Here is an 18,307-nt window from a genome sequence, read left to right on the forward strand (position 1 = left end):
AACACCCAACCAATCCGAAGCCATCCACACCAGTGGGTGGCTTTTCTTTTACCCGAAGGAGCCCGGCATGGCATTGAAAAACCATCGCACGAAGTACAAGACGCTGGATCTAGCGGACGATCCGAGCGAACCCATCCGCATCAACCAGGGCGACTACATGGGCCGCATCCTGCACGTACGTGTCACCGACGACCACGTACCCGTCGCCGACACCGGCGTGACCGCACGACTCACATTCAACACGAACGACCCCACCGCCGTCAGCGCACTCAGCCTCGCGGACGGTACCGCAGCCGGTGACTTCGTACCCATGACCCGCGTCAACGACGACACCACCATGGCATTCGAAGCCGCCATCCCACAAGGCGCGCTCGCCCGCAGCGGCGAGATCGTCATGGGAGTGGATCTCATCGACTCGGACGGTTCGATCATCGCTTCCCGCCCGTTCAAGGCCATCGTGGATCCGGCCAACATCAACCTGAACCTGAAGATCGCGGACGGACGCGGTTATTTCGAGGCCATGCTCCAGACCATGGAGGAAATTCACGAATCCTGTGCGGACTACGCCGAGCTTGTCAAGAATCTCGCCGCGAACTTCGGCCTGGAGATCGGCACCGTGACCACGGTGGACTACGACCAGCCCGCCCGCGTCGAGCTGCGGGACAACGGCGACGTGAAGACCATCGATTTCTGGATTCCCCGCGGCAAGCCCGGTCCACAGGGAATCCAAGGGCCACAGGGCGTCCAAGGCGTCCAAGGACCACGAGGCATCACCGGCGCTGGACTACGCATCCGCGGCAGCGCCACGAGTCAGGAAGGCCTACCCACCGAAGGAATGGAGGAAGGTGACGGATATCTTGTCGGCCGCGACCTGTGGCTGTGGACGAACGGCGCGTGGCAGGAACATGGCGACTTCATGGGTCCCGCAGGCACGAACGTCATGCTCGCATCCGTCGCAATCGAGCCCAATAGCCAGGTCTCGAAAAGCAGTCTGCCGACTCCGCTCGCCGACATGGTGAAGGTGGGCGACGGCCTTATCGGTTCCGATGGACGCGGCTATCACGTCGAGACCGTCGCAGATGACTATGTGACCGTCGGCACGCAGATCAGCAACATCAACGTCGGCACGCCAGGCCCACAAGGGGAGCCCGGCCCGCAAGGCATCCAAGGCATCCAAGGGCCAGTCGGCCCGGTCGGCCCCATGCCGTTCCAGACAGCATCCTCCGAAACAGTCACAGCAGAAGAGGGATTCAGTCTCGCGCTCGTCAAGAACGGCGATACGACAGATCTGCACGCGAAAATCCCCATCGCCGGCCCGCAAGGCAAGCAGGGCGAGAAAGGTGAGAAAGGCGACCCAGGCGAATCGATTGTCGGCCCCGAAGGTCCTCAAGGCCCCGCAGGACCCCAAGGCGAGCCGGGCCGTGACGGTCAGGACGGTATCAGCGAGAGCGATGTCAACAAGCTCATCTCGAACGCGACCAGCGTGTTCCTTAAAAGCGCCGACGCGAGCTCGACCTACGCGACGAAAACCGACCTGAACAACCTCAAGCCGAATCTCGCGTACAGGACCGGCTCCCTGTCCGGCAGCAGCCTGTCCAACGGCCAGACGTTAGGCAATCTGACCGCGCCCAGCGCCGGCACGTACCTGATCCTGTGGTACGCGCGAGTCGGCTCGCTCAACGGCAACGGCACCACCAGCGCGTCGATCCTGTGCAACGCGGGCAACAAGTCATTCCCCGCCCAGGGCGGTGTCGCGGTCGGCGGCAACGCGACCTATGACGGCAGCGCCCAGGTGTTCATCGGCTGGGCCGTCGTCAGCATGGCCTCGGGCGGCATGGCCTACTTCGAATGGCAGACCACCAAGAGCGGCGGCTCCGTGTCCAACAGCCGCACCGCGCTTGTCCGCATCAGCAGCTGACCAAACGAAAGGAACCCATTGACCGGAACCATCCCCTTATGGGCCACCGTCCTGCTGGGCGTGCTCAGCGGCGGCGCGACCGTGCCCCTGGTCACATGGCTGCTCGCCCGCATCGACCGGCACGACCGGCTCCTGACCCGCGAGGACCTCGACGACGCATTGGAGGACAGCACCGTCATCCGGGACGTGCGCGACAAACTCGACCGCGACTGGAAACGCTTCGACAAGGCCGACCAGGACCGGCTCGAGATCCGCGACGACATGCGCCAGCTCCAACTCAACCAGCTGCGCGCCGAACTGTTCGCCCACACCCGAAGCCGCACCCAGCACGAACGCCAGTTGGAGGCCGGCCGCGAATACCTCGACCGCGGCGGCAACGGGCTCGGCCACGCCCGCTTCGACTGGCTCACCAAGGATTACGAGCAACGCCTCGCCGACTGCGACTGGGACTACACCAAAACACACCACGACAACGACTAGGAAAGGAGAACCGCATGCAGGACTGGAACACGCTCGCCACCGACGAGACCATGCTCCTGAACACCCACTACACGCCGGGCCGCGCGGGCCGCACGGTCGACAAGATCGTGCTGCACCACAACGCCGGCAACCTGTCCATACCGGACTGCTGGAACGTGTGGCAGACCCGCGCCGCGTCCGCCCACTACCAGGTCGACGCCAACGGGCGCATCGGACGCCTCGTCAACGACACGGACACCGCATGGCACTCCGGCGACTGGGACGCGAACCTCACGTCCATCGGCATCGAACACGCCGACGTCTCCACCAGCCCGTGGCTCATCAGCCAGGCCACGCTCGACAACGGCGCGCACCTCGTGGCCGCCCTATGCCACCACTACGGTCTCGGACGGCCTGAATGGCTCGTCAACGTGTACCCCCACAACCATTTCCAGGCGACCGCCTGCCCCGCCAGTATCGCCGACACGCAACGCGACGAATACATGCGCCGCGCCCAGGAATACTACGACCAGATCCAAGGAGAAGACAACATGCCCACCGCACAGGAAATCGCCAACGCCGTCTGGAACTTCGACCAGAACGGAGTCCTCATGCGCGACCGCGTCCAGGGAACCGACACCGCCGCCAACAAGACCCTCGCCATCGCCCAACGCAACGACGGGCGACTGGCCCGCATGCTCATGAGCCTCAAACGCTACACCGGCATCCCCGACGACGACACCACCACCGTGCCCGACCTCAACAACAGCATGACCGGCGACCGCGTCCGCCGCATCACCCTCATGCTCAAACGACTGTGCGGCATCCCCGACGACGACACCACGCTGCCCGACACCATCACCCTGTCCGACACCCAGCTCGACGCCATCGCCGACCGCGTCGCCACACGACTCAAGGGGAACGCATGACCATCATCCAGGCCATCAGCACCCTGATCAGCGTGCTCGTCATCCCATGGGTCGTGCAGCTCATCAAAACCCAGGCCATGACCGGCACCACCGCACGATGGGTAAGCCTCGCCATCAGCCTCGCCGCGGGCGCCGCCACCGGCCTCCTCGGCGGCATCCCCAACACGCCCGGCGACTGGGTCACGTGCATCCTCGCCGTCGTCGGCGGCACCCAAATCGCCTACTCGGCATTCAAAGCCGTCGGCATCACCAACAACTGGCTCGACGCATTGCTCAACGTCGGCAACGTCAACACACCAAAACACGCGGCATAATAATCACCAAGGCCCTGTCCGGCATCGCATCACCGCGGGCCGGACAGGGCCGATTCCCTTTTGCCGGAGCAGACGTCGTTTTTGGCCACATTTTGGCCACACTTTTCGGAAATAGCGGTAAATAATACCAAATTCCATAAAACACGAAAAAGTCTCTCAGCCCTACTCCCGTAAGGGGAAACAGCCATTTCACAAGGGCTCCGGAATCCGCAGGGCGGGGGTTCGAGTCCCTCATTGCCCACTTTTCTAGACCGTTGGAATGCCGGCGGAATCAATCATCCCAATGGGCATCGGCTCATTCTTGGCTACATTTTGCCTTATTCCGGAAAATAAGTGGGCAGAATGTGGGCAACGACGGCCCTCGCCACATCATTGCAAAAGGCTCTGGTAAACCAAGATTGACATGAATCCGTGTCTGACTACCCCTCAGTCGGCTTCGCCGCCAGCTCCCCTGACAAGGGGAGCCGAGAATAAATGCCCCATATCAATCTTGATTTAACGCCTTACAAAAACCGCGAGGGACGACGCTGCTGGGCGCCATAGCCGTCCTTGGTGCGGGCGTAGGACAGGTGCAGCGAATCCTCGGCTCGGGTGATGCCCACGTACATGAGCCGCCGTTCCTCCTCCAGCGTCTCCCCCGGTTCGGGCGCGCCGTACGGCAGCAGGCCTTCGGAGCAGCCCGCCAGAAACACATGCTTGAATTCCAGGCCCTTGGCCGCGTGAATGGTGGAGATCGTGACGCCCGGATCGTCCTCGAGCTTCAATCCGGTGGCGTCCAGCCCCATGGCCTCCAGCAGCGCACGCTTGGCCGCGGCCTCACCGGCGAGCGCGGACGACTGCCAACCCGCGTCCTTGCGCACGCGGAACTTGATGCCGGCAGCACGCAGCGCCGCGCCGAACACCGGCTGCTGCGCGTTGATGCGCGTCAGGATCGCGCAGTCGGAGGGCTTGACGCCGGCGGCCATGAGCTTGCGGATGCGGGCCGTCACCCCCTGGGCCTCCTCCACGTCGGTCTCGTACACGGTCCGGCTCACGCGGCGCCCCGGTTCACGCGCCGAAACGAGTTTCAGGTAGTCGTCGCGGTTCGGTGCGGCCGCGAGCACCCGGTTGGCGAGGTTCACCACCTCGGGCGTGGAACGGTAGTCGGTGCCGAGGTTGATGTCCGCGGCGAGCGGCCCGAATTCGTCCGCGAATCGCAGCAGATCCCAGCTGGACGCGCCGGCGAACGAGTAGATGGTCTGCGCGGGGTCCCCCACCACGCACACGTTGCGGTTCATGGCGGCCTTGCCGTCCGGCCCGCCGCCGCCCAGCCACAGGGTCATCAGCCGGTGCTGCAGCGGGGAGACGTCCTGGTACTCGTCCACGGTGAGCCAGCCGATGGTGGAACGGATCTGCGCCGCCGCCTCGGGGAAATCGTCCATGATGTGACAGACGAGCAGCAGGATGTCGTCGAAGTCGATTTCGCCGCGGGAGGTCTTCTCCCGCTCATACTCGTCGTAGATGGACTTGAATCGTTCGGCGTCAAGCCCGGCGGGCGGCAGATGGTTCGCGGCCGCGCACACGCGCGCGTAATCCTCGACGGCCACCAGGGAGATCTTGGCCCAGTTGATTTCGGCGAGCACGTCGCGCACGGTGAGCGGATCGACGTCCGACTGCGCGGTGACGTGCATGATGGCGCGGGCGACGGTGTCCCGCTGGTCCTCGATGAGATGCGGGAAGGGCGCCTCACACACATCCGCCCAGACGCTGTTGAGCTGGTTCAGCGCGGCCGAATGGAAGGTCGCGGCCGTGACCCCGTTGCCGGCTCCCTGCCGCGCGCTGCCGCCGACGCCCAACCGTTCGAGGCGCACGCGCATCTCGGTGGCCGCCTTGACCGAGAACGTGACGGCGAGCACCCGCTCCGGCTTCCACGCCCCGGTGGCGCAGGCGTAGGCGATGCGCCGCGTGACCGTGCGCGTCTTGCCCGCGCCCGCGCCCGCGATGATGCGCACCGGCCCGTTCAGCGTGGTGGCCGCCCGCCGCTGCTGTCCGTCAAGGCCTTCGAGAATCGTCTGCGCCTGTTCCATGCCCTCCATTGTGGCACGCTCCGGCCCGGACCAGGACTGTCCGAGACGCCGCATGCCGCGCAAATGGCTCATTCGATGGTGTCGACCGGCCTTTCCGCACAAGGCATGTATTAGTGTTAAAGGGTGATGAAACGTAGCAACTATGTGTTGGCGGCGCTGACTTCGGCCGTCCTGCCGAACCTGGCGGTCGCCGGCGTGAGGGAGAGCGCGCAGGCCAGCTCGACCGACGAGGCCAAAGGCATCGATCAGGCCGTGGTGCAGGATGCCTCGGGCCGCCTGTATGACGTATATGCCACCGACACCGCGGCGGGTCGCACCCGTTTGGTCCGTCGCGTGAAGGCCGCGCAGACGCTGGCCGCCGCGCGCGAGCCCGGAGGCCTCGGCTTCGATCTGGACCGCGTGATCGCGTTCGCCCCCGGCGACGTGTCCAAGCCCGGTCAGACCGCCACCGCCCAGGCGTTCAACAAGGACGAGGAGACCGTCAAAGCCACGGCCACCGTGGATACCAGCAAGCCGAGCCCCACCGGTTCGACCACCGTGCTGATCGCCGCCCACCGTGACGGCCAGTCGCGTCCGCTGGATTTGCTGACGTTGGACGACTGCGCGGCGGTGGGCACCGCGCTCGGCGCCATCCATCGTCTCTCCCCCGCGTTTCTGAACGCCGCCAAGTACCCGGTGTTCACCACCGGCCAGATCCGCTCGCAGCTGACCGCATGGATCAGGCGTCTGCGCTCGGCCGGTCACGTGCCCACCGAAATCACCAACAGCTGGGCGCGCGTCATCGAGACCGAGGGACTGTGGTCGTTCGCCACCTGCACCGTGCACGGCGGGTTCTCGGACGGCGACTTCCTGTTCTCCGGCTCCACCATCACCGCCGTGACCAACTGGCAGGACATGCAGGTCAACGACCCGGCCCGCGATCTGGCGTGGATCTTCGGCAAGCTGGACGAATCGCACCGCAACGCTGTGCTCGCCGCCTACGGTCGCATGATGGGCTCCCGACTGGACGACCTCATCATGCTGCGCGCCAACCTGTGGCTGCAGATGGAGCAGGTAGGCGAGTTCATCCAGGCCATCAACCGCGGCGACAACGACCGCATCATGCAGTTCAAGGCACAGGTGGAACGTCTTGCGCATCAGCTCGGCATCATCAGCCGGGACACCACGCCGGCACCGGACGCCAAGGAGGCCAGCGCGCGCGAAACGAAGCCCGGTTCGCCGTCGACCATCACTGTGGGCACGCTGCTGCAGGACGATGAGCGTCGCGGTTCCGGCGCCTCCGGTTCGTCCGTGACCGTGGCCGAGTCCGCCGATGTTTCCGACGACACCCCCGACCCGGATCGCACCGGTTCCGCCGAAATTTCGGCGGCGGGTCAGGTGGGGATGACGCCGGTGGTCGGCTCGTCACCGGCAGCCGACCGCACGGCCGACCATCCACTGGCCAGCACCCCGCTTGCCGGCGGCTCCCGCCCCGGATTCGGCGGCACCGGTTCGACCAAGCCGCAGCCGTCCCATGCCACGTCGTCCCCGCATTCCTCGGTGACCATCACCCTCAAGGAACTGCTGGAGATGGACCGTCAGGAGAAGGCCGGCCAGTCGCAGGAATCGCGCAACCAGTCCGCCGCGGGCGCTTCGACCGGCGTCAATGGCACCGGCACGACCGGCAATGCCAACGCGCACGGCCATTTCGGCGGCGCTGGCACCACGCAGTCCAACGGCCGCCCGATGTCCCATCCGAGGCCATTGTTCCCGGGACCGGTCAGCCTGCACGGCCCGGTGGCCGGCAATGTCCTGATGGACTCCGACGACACCGGCGAACGGTTCTCGCACTCCTCCACCGCGAAGACCACGGTCATTCCGCTGCTGGAACGCGAGGAACGCGCCCTGCGCGACGCGCACGCCGGACTGGAGGGCTACGACGAGGACGGCAACCCGCTGAGTTCGCCGAGCAGCCCGGCGACGCCGGAGCACACGGACGAGACGCATGACGCGGGCACACCGGCCGGTGACGGAACCGCTGAATCCCAAGATTCCACGGTTTCCGCCAATGTCACCCCCGATGCCACTGTCGCACCTGCCGACGCCGACATCGATCCGGACGATACGGGCGACTCGACCCCCGTCTCGGGCACCGCGGGGAACGGCACCGCGGAAGAGGCCACGCCGAGCGCGTAACCGTCCGGCACCGCCGCGCGCACGCGGCACAATGGAACCATTGACACACAACCGAACAACCCGCGGCCGCGAGGCCGAAAGCGAGGAGCATTCATGGACATCGAACTGGGCATTCAGAACGTGGCTCGACCGGTGAACTTCAGCACCGATGACTCAGCCGACAAGGTCAGCCAGGTCATCGCGCAGGCCGTCAAGACCGGTACGACCATCGACCTGACCGATGACAAGGGCCGCCGCATCATCGTGCCGGCCAAGGCGCTGGGATACGCCATCATCGGCTCCGAAACCAAGCACGCCGTCGGTTTCGGCGCGCTGTGACGCGCGGCTTCCCGTATTTGGCTCCGTTAAACCAAAACTGACGTGCCACCACTCATTCTTGGCTCCCCTTGTCAGGACATCGCCGTGATGCAAACAGCAGAGCTGTTTGTAGGCGATGTGCGAGACGACAGTCGAGCCAGTGGACTGCGAACGAAGTTCGTCCCTAATTGCAGGATGAGCTGGCCACGAAGCGGACTGAGGGGTAGTTCGGTGGAACTTGGTTTAACGGATTTTTTTAGGCTCTGTTAAACCAAGATTGACATGAATCCATGTCTGACTACCCCTCAGTCGGCTTCGCCGACAGCTCCCCTGACAAGGGGAGCCGAGAATAAGGGCCATGTCAATCTTGGTTTAACAGAGCCTTTTTTATTTTCAGGATTACCGATACAGCGGCAGCACCCCGCGACGCACGATTTCGGCGACGGTGGCCTCATCGGTGAGGTTCTCCCCCAGTCCGTTCGGCTTGCCCTTGCCATGCCAGTCGGATCCGCCGGTGACCAGCAGACCGAAGCGGCGGCACAGCGTCAGCAGCCGTTCGCGTTGTTCGGGCGGATTGCCGCGATGCCACACTTCCAGACCATCCAAACCCTCCCGCGCCAGCGTCTCGATCTGCCCATCGGAGAGCAGCCGCCGGTTGCGGCTCAGATCGCCGGCGTGGGCGACGAGCACCACGCCCCCGGCCTCCTTGACCGCGGCCACCACCTCGTGCGAGGTCGGCGACGGCGTGGGAATGTAGTACTTGGAAGACGAGTTGACGGCATCGGCGAAAGCCTGCGAACGGTTCTCGTACACGCCGGCGCTGACCAGCGCGTCGGCGATGTGTGGTCGGCCGATCGTCGTCTTGCTGCCCTCACGCACCTGCGCGAGCACGGATTCCCAGGAGATGGGGTAATCGCGCGCGAGCAGTTCGACCATGCGCTGCGTGCGTCGCAGACGAGCCTCGCGGGTGGCGGCGAACAGGTTCACGATATGCGGGCTGGCGGGATCGTACTGGTAGCCCAGCATGTGTACGGACACGTCCTCGTCCGTGGCGGTGATCTCGGTGCCGCGCAGCAGCGGCAATCCCATCCGACGGGCCGCGGTTTCGGCGTCCTGCCAGCCGGCGGTGGTGTCATGGTCGGAAATGGATACGCCCTTCAGGCCGAGCGCCTTCGATTGCTCGGCGAGCGTGGCAGGTGTCTCTGTGCCGTCGGAGAAGACGGTATGGCAATGGATGTCCCATCCGGTTGCGGGCGGCGCCACAGGCATCACGTATCCAGTCATACCTTTTATCGTAACCCGTTTCACCGGCGTTTCCCGTTCGGACAGGCCGCATGACAACCGCAGACGCTACGCTGGAGCGCAGCATCCATATTCAGGGGGTAGGTATGAGCAGCAACGCGACCGTTGGACAGAAGCACGCCGACGTTTCCGGTACCGGGGAGCCGCAGATCGCGGCAGGCTCCGGGAACGCGACGGGGCTTTCGGGATGGCGTCACGGCGCCACGTGGACGTACCTCATTATGCTGATCGCCTCCGCTGTGGCGCTGGGTACCTCGTTCATCCTGTCCGCGGAGACGCTGCAGCTGGCCCGCAACCCCTCCGCCTCGCTCGGTTGCGATGTGAACGCGGTGATCTCCTGCTCCACGGTGGCCCAATCCTGGCAGGCGGAGATCGTGAAGTTCGGCGGACTGTCCTATCCGAACGCCTTCTTCGGCATCGCGGCGGAAAGCGTGTTCGTGACCATCGCGGTGATCGGTCTGGCCCGCGTGCGCGTGCCGCGCTGGTTCGCCGCCTGCACCTGGCTGGGCGGGCTTGCGGCGCTCGCATACTCGTATTGGCTGAGCACGCAGTCGCTGTTCGTGATCCACGCGCTGTGCCCGTGGTGCCTGACGCTCATGTTCTCCACCACCATCCAGTTCATGGCGCTGAGCCATGCGACCGTGGCCGTACAGGGGCTGCCGACCGGCAAGGACGGCGAGGTTCCCGCCGGATTGGCGAAGTACTACCGGCTCAACATCGACCTGATGATCGATGTGCTGTGGATCGTGGCGATCGTGGTGCTCATCCTCGTGACCGAGGGCGCGGCGCTGTTTGCGTAGTCGATTGCTCCGGATTGCTTCGCGGCACCGGCAGCACAAAGGTAATGGCTCTGTTACACCAAGATTGACATGGTCCTTATCTTGGCTCCCCTTGTCAGGGGAGCTGTCGGCGAAGCCGACTGAGGGGTAGTCCAATGGGATCCATGCCGATCTTGGCGCAACAGAGTCAAGGTAATAAACATCGGGCGGCCTTTCAGGGCCGCCCTTTCGTTTACAGCAACGTCACGTCGGCGACGAGCGTGGCCGAACCGGTCAGACGCACGTCATGGTCGGTCACGTCCACGCGCAGGGTGCCGCCACGCACGGTGATGTCCCAGTGGCCGATGCCGGTCTTGGACCGCAGCACGATGCCCGTGGCGCACAGGCCGGTGCCGCAGGACAGCGTCTCGCCGCAGCCACGCTCGTTGACGCGCATCGTGGCCTCGCCCACGCCGGTGTTCTCGTCGATGTCGTCGATGCGCACGAACTCCACGTTCTGATCGGATTCGATGATCGGACGGACCTCGGGCTTGGTCACGAGGTCCAGGTCCTCGACGCGGGGCAGCGTGGCGAAGGCGTCCTCGATCACCGCCACCACATGCGGATTGCCCATGTCCACGAACGTGCCGCGGGCCGCGCCGGCGGTTCCGGGAATGGTGACCTCATAGGCGTCCTGTTCGCCGATATGCCACTGACCCATCTCGACCTGGAACACGTTGGCGCCGTACGGCTTCATGTTGCCGCGGGGCGTGAGGATCTTCACGCCGGCGCGCGTGCCCAGACGGAACGGTTCGGTGGAATCGGCCACGCCCACGCGCTGGGCGAACAGCGTGATGGCGCGCGTGCCGTTGCCGCACATCTCCGCCAGCGAGCCGTCGGCGTTGCGGTAGTCCATGAACCACTTGGCACCGCCCGCGAGCGCGTCCGAGATCTGGTCGTCGCTCAGGTCGGAGACGAAATCGGGACGGGTCAGACGGATGAGGCCGTCGCCCCCGATGCCGAAGTGGCGGTCGCACAGGAAGCGGACCTCCTCGGGCGTGGGTTCGAATTTGCCGGAGCGGTCGAGGTAGACGACGAAATCGTTGCCGGTGGCGTGTGCCTTGGTCACTTGTTGCGGAAGACTCATGGCTTACAGAGTACTCTGGTAGTGACACAACACAGGGAGGAATCAGGCATGAGTTCTTTGGCTCCGATTGGCGTGTTCGATTCGGGCCTCGGCGGCATTTCGGTGGTACGTCAGATCGTCCGGGACATGCCGGCCGAGCATGTGCTGTATTTCGGCGATTCGGCGAACGCGCCGTATGGCACCAAGACGCCGGAGCAGGTGCGCGCGTTGAGCTTCGCCATTGTGGAGCGCTTCGTGGAGCGGGGCGTCAAGGCCGTGGTCATCGCCTGCAACACCGCCACCTCCGCTGCGGTCAACGAGCTGCGCGAGCATTACGACATCCCGATCATCGGCATGGAGCCGGCGCTGAAGGTGGCCTGCGACCGCGGCGACGTGCCGTCCGACCCGCATCACATCCCGCAGCGCGTGATCGTGGCCGCCACTCCCCTGACGTTGCGCGAACGCAAGTTCGCCAAGCTGATGGAACGCTTCGATTCCGACAACGAGATCTACAAGGAGCCCTGCCCCGATCTGGTGGAGATCGTGGAGTCCGGCCGGCTTGGCGACCATGACCTGGTGATGCGCACGTTGCACGGGTACTTCGACCAGTACGACCTGAATCGCATCGACTCGGTGGTGCTCGGATGCACGCATTTCGTGTTCTACCGTGATTACTTCCGTGAGCTGCTGCCGGAACGCGCCGCGATCATCGACGGCAACGAGGGTACGGTCCGCCATCTCGGCGTGGTGCTGGAGTCGCTGGGCCAGCTGGCCCCGGAGGGCTCGGACGGCGGCGTGGAGCTCGCCAATTCCGACCCGTCCGAGCGTATTGCCGCGCTCTCGCGCGACTTGCTGGGCCGCTAGGCCTCGCCAATCCTCCCTTGTCCAGTCGGCGCGCGTAAGCTCGAATCCATTAGCCAACGCAGGGGTTTTCTTACACAGGGGGTAGTCATGGCAGTCAAGTCCGCGATGATCGATGTGGGCGGCGGATTCCGCGCGATTTTCGGATGCGGCGTAATGGACCGCATACTCGAGGACGGCATCGATGTGGACATGTGCTACGGCGTCTCCGCAGGCGCGGCCAACATGACCTCGTTCATCGCCCGCCAGCACGGCCGCAACCACACGTTCTACACCAAGTACGCCTTCCGCAAGGAGTACGCCAGCGCGGAAAGCTACTTCAAGAACCACAACTTCGCCAACCTTGATTACATCTACGGCACGCTGAGCAACCATGACGGTGAGTATCCAGTGGATTTCGAGGCGTTCGAGGCCAACCCCACCGGATTCACGGTGGTGGCCTGCAACGCGGAGGACGGTTCGACCAAGTACTTCGACAAGTCACGCATCCATTTCGACGACTTCGACGTGGTCAAGGCGTCCTCGGCGGTGCCGATAGCCTGCGAACCGTATGTGGTGGACGGCGTGCCGTATTACGACGGCGGCATCGCCGATCCGGTGCCGGTGCAGAAGGCGCTGGACGACGGCTATGAGAAGGTGATCCTGATTCTCTCCCGTCTGCGTGACGAGGTACGCCAGCAACGCAAGGACCTGCCGCCGGCCCGTATCCTGGAGCGCACCTATCCGGCGGCGGCGGAACGCCTGCGTATGCGCTACAAGACCTACAACGACGAAATCGAGCTCGCCAAGCGCTATGAGGAGGAAGGCCGCGTGCTCATCCTGGCGCCGGAGGACCTGTACGGCCTCAATACGTTGAAGAAGAACTTCGAGGGCCTGGAGATGATGTACCGCAAGGGGTACGCCGCCGCCGAGGCCATTCCCGAATTCCTGGCGGAATAGGCTCCTTAGCCCTGTCAAACCAAGATTGGCATGCCTTATTCTTGGCTCCCCTTGTCAGGACATTGCCGTGAAGCAGACAGCGGAGCTGTTTGCAGGCAATGTGCGAGACGACAGTCGAGCTGGAAAAGCGCGAACGAAGTTCGGCCATAATTGCGGGACGATCTGTCACCATAGGTGACTGAGGGGTAGTTCCTCATTCCTTTGGCGAGACTACCCCTCAGTCGGCTTCGCCGACAGCTCCCCTGACAAGGGGAGCCAAGTGGGGGGACTACTACTTGCCCGACTTCACGTCGGAGGCGGTGAGCATGGCCTTGGTGACCTGCTCGTACAGATCCTGGTAGCCGCCCGGCGTGGAGGCCGGCAACACCACGGTTTTGGCGTTGCCGGATTCGGACAGGGACCGCATCACGTCGAGGTACTGGTTGAACAGCACCACGTTGTTCACGTCGTTGATGCTCATGCCTACGGCCTGCAGGCTCTTGATCTGATCCACGATGCCGTTGGCGATCTCACGACGGTAGTTGGCCTGGCCTTCACCCTGCAGACGGGTCTTCTCGGCCTCGGCGGCGGCCTGCGTCTCGATCTGGATGCGCTGGGCCTCGGCGCGCTGGCGGGTGGCCTCCTTCTCACGCTGGGCGGCGTTGATGGAGTCCATCGCGTTCTTGACCTGCGGCGAGGGGTCGATGGCGGTGATCAGCGTCTTGACCACGGTGAAGCCGAACCGGCTCATCTCGTTGCCCACGGTCTTCTGCACGTCGGAGGCGACATCGTCCTTGCGGGCGAAGGCGTCGTCCAGGGTCAGGGCGGGGATGGCGGAACGCAGCGCGTCCTCCATGTACGAGCGCAGCTGGCCGGCCGGGTCGCGCAGCTCGTAGTAGGCGGTGGCCACGTTCTCGGGGTTCACGCGGAACTGGGTGGAGGCCACCACGGTGACGAACACGTTGTCCAACGTCTTGGTCTCCAGCTGCACGTTGAGCTGGTTCACGCGCATGTTGGTCTTCATGGCGATGCGATCCACGAACGGAATCCTCATGTGGATGCCGGCGAACTGCACCTTCTGGAACTTGCCGAATCGTTCGATGATGTACGCCTGCTGCTGCGGCACCACGAAGATGGCGGCGAACAGCAACAGGATGATGATAATGAGCAGGATAAGCAGCAATAGCATGGTCCCTCCGAAAACAGCCATAATAGACGACATCGAAAGCCCCCTTTCAACAAGGGCCAAGCACGGCCTTCCTTGAGCCGTGACCCAACATCTTCCATGCTACCAGCGCGAAGGCCGGCCGGACAGGTGGGTGCGCAGGCGTTTACCGGCTGTTCAGCGAAGGAACCGACGGATGATTCAGTATGCGCCGGCTATGGCCTGATCAAGGTCGGCGATCAGGTCGTCCGCCGACTCCAGTCCGATGGACAGGCGGATCAGATTGTCGCTGACCCCGGCCGCGATGCGGGCATCCACGGGCACCTCGCGGTGGGTGATGTGCGCGGGGTCCACGATCAGCGAACGCGCGTCGCCGATATTCGGGATGTAGGAGAAGAGCCGGGTGCCGTCGATGATGCGACGCACGTTGTCGGCGCTGCCGTCCACCAGGAACGAGAGGATCTGGCCCACGCCGCGCGGGAAGTACTTGCCCACCAGGTCATATTGGGGCGTGTATCCGAGGCCGGAGTAGTTGACTTTCATCACATGCGGGCTGCGGGTCAGGTGTTCGGCGATGCGACAGGCGGAGTCGACCTGCTGGCTCACGCGCTGGGGCAGCGTCTCGAGGCCCACGAGCGACAGATAGGCGTTGAAGGGGCTTGCCACCGCGCCGAATGTGCGCAGGTACTTGATGCGGATACGTTTGATGAACGCGGCCGCGCCGAACTTTTCGGCGAAGCTGTGCCATTCGCCGGCGCGGTCGTCGCTGATGACTTGCTGACGTGCGGTGAATTGCGGGAACCGGCCGTTGGCCCAGTCGAACCGGCCGCCGTCAATGATGGCGCCGCCGATGGCGTTGCCGTGTCCGGTGATGCCTTTGGTGGTGGAGTGTACGACGATGTCCGCGCCGAAACGGATGGGATTGAGCAGGTAGGGCGTGGGCACGGTGTTGTCCACGATCAGGGCAACGCCGTGCGCGTGGGCGAGTTCGGCAAGCGGCTCGATGTCGAGGAGTTCGGTGGACGGGTTGGCCACGGTCTCGGCGAAGATCGCGCGGGTGTCCGGACCGATTTTGGAGGCGACCTCGTCCAGGTCGTTGATGTTCCTCACGAAGTCGGTGTGGATGCCGAACTGCGGCAGGAAGTCGCCGAGCGCGTCCACGCTGGCGCCGTACAGGTTGGTGGGGGCGATGATGCGGCCGCCGCCCTCTCCCGCGCACATGAGCGCATAGCTGACGGCAGCCATGCCGGAGGCGAGGGCCACCGCGCCGATGCCACCTTCAAGCGCGGCGAGACGCTTCTCCAGGGCATCCACGGTCGGGTTGGCCACACGCGAGTATTCGAACCCGTCGATCAGGCCACCGGCGAGCGCGTCGCCGCGCACGGCGTTTTCGAGGTCGAACGCGGCCGAGGCGTAGATGGGCGGCACCGCCGCATGCCCGTGGTCCAGCGGTTCATACCCCGCGTGAATGGCTTTCGTAGCGAAATCGTTGTCCATGGGCGTGCGGAATTCCTTTTTGTGATGCGGTCCGGCCGGTCGCGGCCGTGCCGTCGGTATGTGCGGCTGGGTGGCGGTTCGGGCTCAGGCAAAGATGCCGGAGGTGATCTGGCTGAAGATGTCGGACTCGCCGTGGCGTTCGAGGTAGCGCTCGTAGGCGATGTCGAAGGCCTGCCCCAGGTCCTCGATGAGATCGGCGGCGTCCTCGATGCCGATGGCGAGGCGGACCAGTTCGTCGGTGATGCCGACCTTGAGTCGTTCCTCGCGCGGCAGTTCGAAGTGCGTCATGCGACAGGGCAACTCGGCGAGCGACTCGACCGCGCCCAGGGAGACGGCCAGACGGAAGACCCGCAGGTTGTTGAGCACGTCGGCCGGATCCACGCCGGGCACGACCTCGAAGCTCAGCACGCCGCCGGCCCCGCGCAGCCCCTTGGCGGCCAGTTCCCGGTCACGGCCGGGAAGGCCCGGATAGTTCACGGTCTTGACCAGCGGATGGGCGAGCAGGTACTGGGCGATGGCCTTGGCGTTTTCCTGCTGGCGGTCCATGCGCAGGGCAAGCGTCTGGATGCCGCGACGGACCGCGTCGCATTCGGCGGGGGCGAGCACGCCGCCGAAACGGTTCTGCGCGAAGTAGACGGCCTTGCCGATCTCCTCGCTCAGGGTGACCACGAGTCCGGCGTTCACGTCGGAATGTCCGGCGAGGTACTTGGTGGCGGAGTGGATGACCACGTCCGCGCCCAGGTCGAGCGGACGCTGCAGGTACGGGGTCACGAAGGTGTTGTCCACGATGGCGATGGCGCCGTGCTTGTGGGCGATGTTGGCGATGAGGCGCACATCGTTGACGTCGAGCAGCGGATTGGTGAGGACTTCGAAATAGACGGCCTTGGCCGCGGGGACGCCCTGCTGCGGGTCGCCTGCGACGGCGGTTTCCAATGCCTTGGCGTCGTGCGTGTCCGCCGCCTCGAAGATGAGGCCGCGGTCGGCGAAGTATTCGTGGAACAGCGAGTAGGTGCCGCCGTAGATGTTCTTGCCCACGATGATGCGGTCGCCGGGCTTGAAGATGGAGAGGACGGCGTGGATGGCGGCCAGGCCCGAGGCGAAGGCGAAGCCGCGTGCGCCGTGTTCGAGCTGGGCGATCTGGCGCTCGAGGAAGTCGCGCGTGGGGTTGCCGCTGCGCGCGTAGTCGTAGCGGGGCATCGCATCGACCTTCTCGAAGGCATATGTCGTTGAGTTGTAGATCGGCGGGTTCACGGCTCCGGTGGTGTTGTCATCAACCGGCAGTCCGTGGACGAGCTGAGTGTTGAACCTGGTCATTGCGCACCTCCCTTACGGTGTTTCCTTGGCGCCATTTCTGATTGCGGGGACTCTCCCCACCGGGCACGATTACGACAGTAATGCAAAACGCCGGCCCGCAGGCCGGCGTCGTTATATGTGTTGGTTATGGGAGGCTATGCGCGGAACCGCGTCAGGTTCCATCTATCAGATTTGCCGCAATTACGGACGGCCTACGGCCGGCTCAGCGTTACCTTCGCTCGGCTATCGCCTCGCTCAGGCGTCGCCTACTGGCAGTCCACCGGACTGCCAGCCTGATGCAGCGGCACGAGCCGCTTCATCAGACGGCTCCGCCTTCCACCACGATCTCGTCGGGGTTGACCTCGTCGCCGTAGACGGGTTCGAGGGTCTGCTCGTAGTCCTTGTGGAAGAAGTTCTCCTCGCCGAGCTTGACGATCTCCTCGTTCACGAAGTCGAGGAGCTCCTTGTTGCCCTTCTGCACGGCGGGGGCGATGGTGTCGTCGTCGCCCAGGTGGGTGATGCCGACCTTGAATCCCTTGTTGGCCTTGGCCCAGGCGAGCACCTCGGTGTTGTCGGTGGAGAAGGCGTCGCCGCGGCCGTCAAGCAGGGCGTTGTAGGCGTCGGCGTACTGGTCGTACTTCTGAAGCTTGACGTTCGGGGCGTTCTTCTCGAACCAAGTCTCGGCGGTGGTGCCCTTGGCGATGATCAGGGTCTTGCCGTCCAGCTGGCTCACGTCGGTGATCTGCGCGTCCTCCGGGGAGACCACGCCGAGGGCCACCTTCATGTACGGCTTGGCGAAGTCGACCTTCTCGGCACGTTCGTCGGTCACGGTGAAGTTGGCGAGCACCAGATCCACCTTGTTGGAGGTGAGCACGTCCACGCGGGCGGCCGGGTCCACGGAGGTGTATTCGACCTCGACGCCCAGATCCTTGGCCAGACGCTCGGCGAAGACGATGTCGTAGCCCTGGTACTTGCCGTCCTGGTCCACGTAGCCGAACGGGGCCTTGTCGGAGAAGACGGCGATCTTGATCTTGCCGCTCTTCTTGATCTCGTCCAGGCTGCGGGCCTTGGCGTTGGCGTCGGAGCTGGATGAGGTGTCGGAACCGGAGGATGCGGTATCGCTTGGGGTGGCGGCGGACGGGCCGCATGCGGCCACGGACACGGCCATCATCAGGGCCGCGCCGGTAGCGACGATCGTTTTCAGTGCGTTGCCAATCTTGATGGTCATT

General features: G+C 64.5%; 15 protein-coding genes and 1 pseudogene. 9 read left to right on the top strand and 7 right to left on the bottom strand.

Annotation, left to right across the window (positions count from 1 at the left end):
• The first annotated feature begins 67 nt into the window (after window positions 1-67).
• Genes KIH81_RS07100 through KIH81_RS07115 form a run of 4 tightly spaced genes read left to right on the top strand, consistent with a single transcriptional unit; the run spans window position 68 to window position 3,620 of the window.
• Window positions 68-1,918 (top strand): hypothetical protein, encoded by a 1,851-nt coding sequence (locus KIH81_RS07100; RefSeq protein WP_214304721.1) that lies wholly within the window; start codon window positions 68-70, stop codon window positions 1,916-1,918.
• An 18-nt stretch (window positions 1,919-1,936) separates the two neighbouring features.
• The gene (locus KIH81_RS07105) at window positions 1,937-2,398 is read left to right on the top strand and encodes a hypothetical protein (protein WP_214304722.1); all 462 of its coding nucleotides are present in this window, start codon (window positions 1,937-1,939) and stop codon (window positions 2,396-2,398) included.
• Window positions 2,399-2,412: 14 nt separating this feature from the next.
• Complete coding sequence (locus tag KIH81_RS12085) at window positions 2,413-3,306, top strand: peptidoglycan recognition protein family protein (RefSeq protein ID WP_236029395.1); 894 nt, start codon at window positions 2,413-2,415, stop codon at window positions 3,304-3,306.
• Window positions 3,303-3,620 (top strand): hypothetical protein, encoded by a 318-nt coding sequence (locus KIH81_RS07115; protein WP_214304723.1) that lies wholly within the window; start codon window positions 3,303-3,305, stop codon window positions 3,618-3,620. Before KIH81_RS12085 ends, KIH81_RS07115 begins: the two co-directional genes overlap by 4 nt.
• Window positions 3,621-4,123: 503 nt before the next feature.
• On the opposite strand, the gene KIH81_RS07120 is transcribed toward KIH81_RS07115, so the two are convergent.
• The gene (locus KIH81_RS07120; RefSeq protein ID WP_214304724.1) at window positions 4,124-5,686 is read right to left on the bottom strand and encodes an ATP-dependent helicase; all 1,563 of its coding nucleotides are present in this window, start codon (window positions 5,684-5,686) and stop codon (window positions 4,124-4,126) included.
• A gap of 126 nt (window positions 5,687-5,812) precedes the next feature.
• Here KIH81_RS07120 and KIH81_RS07125 point away from each other — a divergent pair.
• Together KIH81_RS07125 and KIH81_RS07130 are read left to right on the top strand one after the other, a co-directional pair.
• Window positions 5,813-7,333, top strand: a pseudogene (locus KIH81_RS07125) (phosphotransferase); the annotation flags it as partial.
• Between the two features lie 621 nt (window positions 7,334-7,954).
• Window positions 7,955-8,179 carry a DUF3107 domain-containing protein gene (locus tag KIH81_RS07130; protein WP_214304726.1) on the top strand — a complete coding sequence of 75 codons (225 nt, stop codon included), beginning with the start codon at window positions 7,955-7,957 and terminating at the stop codon, window positions 8,177-8,179.
• A gap of 378 nt (window positions 8,180-8,557) precedes the next feature.
• On the opposite strand, the gene KIH81_RS07135 is transcribed toward KIH81_RS07130, so the two are convergent.
• Window positions 8,558-9,451: a PHP domain-containing protein gene (locus tag KIH81_RS07135; RefSeq protein WP_214304749.1), complete on the bottom strand. Its 894-nt coding sequence runs from the start codon at window positions 9,449-9,451 to the stop codon at window positions 8,558-8,560.
• A gap of 230 nt (window positions 9,452-9,681) precedes the next feature.
• Between KIH81_RS07135 and KIH81_RS07140 the strand changes: the two genes are divergently transcribed.
• On the top strand, window positions 9,682-10,260 hold the full coding sequence (locus KIH81_RS07140; protein ID WP_214304750.1) for a vitamin K epoxide reductase family protein: 579 nt from the start codon (window positions 9,682-9,684) through the stop codon (window positions 10,258-10,260).
• Window positions 10,261-10,471: 211 nt separating this feature from the next.
• Here the strand turns inward: KIH81_RS07140 and dapF are convergent, their stop codons facing one another.
• Window positions 10,472-11,365, bottom strand: a complete 894-nt coding sequence (gene dapF, locus KIH81_RS07145; protein WP_214304727.1) for a diaminopimelate epimerase — start codon at window positions 11,363-11,365, stop codon at window positions 10,472-10,474.
• 48 nt (window positions 11,366-11,413) lie between these two features.
• Here dapF and murI point away from each other — a divergent pair, with 48 nt between their 5' ends.
• The gene (gene murI / locus KIH81_RS07150) at window positions 11,414-12,208 is read left to right on the top strand and encodes a glutamate racemase (RefSeq protein ID WP_214304728.1); all 795 of its coding nucleotides are present in this window, start codon (window positions 11,414-11,416) and stop codon (window positions 12,206-12,208) included.
• 87 nt (window positions 12,209-12,295) lie between these two features.
• Window positions 12,296-13,144: a patatin family protein gene (locus KIH81_RS07155; RefSeq protein ID WP_214304729.1), complete on the top strand. Its 849-nt coding sequence runs from the start codon at window positions 12,296-12,298 to the stop codon at window positions 13,142-13,144.
• A gap of 271 nt (window positions 13,145-13,415) precedes the next feature.
• Here KIH81_RS07155 and KIH81_RS07160 read toward each other — a convergent pair whose 3' ends face one another.
• The 4 genes from KIH81_RS07160 to KIH81_RS07175 form a co-directional block, all read right to left on the bottom strand.
• The gene (locus KIH81_RS07160; RefSeq protein ID WP_109058217.1) at window positions 13,416-14,312 is read right to left on the bottom strand and encodes an SPFH domain-containing protein; all 897 of its coding nucleotides are present in this window, start codon (window positions 14,310-14,312) and stop codon (window positions 13,416-13,418) included.
• A gap of 177 nt (window positions 14,313-14,489) precedes the next feature.
• A complete protein-coding gene (locus KIH81_RS07165; RefSeq protein WP_214304730.1) occupies window positions 14,490-15,785 on the bottom strand; it encodes an O-acetylhomoserine aminocarboxypropyltransferase/cysteine synthase family protein in 1,296 nt (431 codons plus the stop codon).
• An 84-nt stretch (window positions 15,786-15,869) separates the two neighbouring features.
• Window positions 15,870-17,099 (bottom strand): trans-sulfuration enzyme family protein, encoded by a 1,230-nt coding sequence (locus tag KIH81_RS07170; RefSeq protein ID WP_214304731.1) that lies wholly within the window; start codon window positions 17,097-17,099, stop codon window positions 15,870-15,872.
• Between the two features lie 298 nt (window positions 17,100-17,397).
• Entirely contained in the window at window positions 17,398-18,306 is a 909-nt protein-coding gene (locus KIH81_RS07175; RefSeq protein ID WP_214304732.1) for a cysteine ABC transporter substrate-binding protein, read from the bottom strand.
• Window position 18,307 lies beyond the last annotated feature (1 nt).

Origin of the sequence: Bifidobacterium miconisargentati, from assembly GCF_019331675.1 — a bacterium.
GTDB lineage: Bacteria > Actinomycetota > Actinomycetes > Actinomycetales > Bifidobacteriaceae > Bifidobacterium > Bifidobacterium miconisargentati.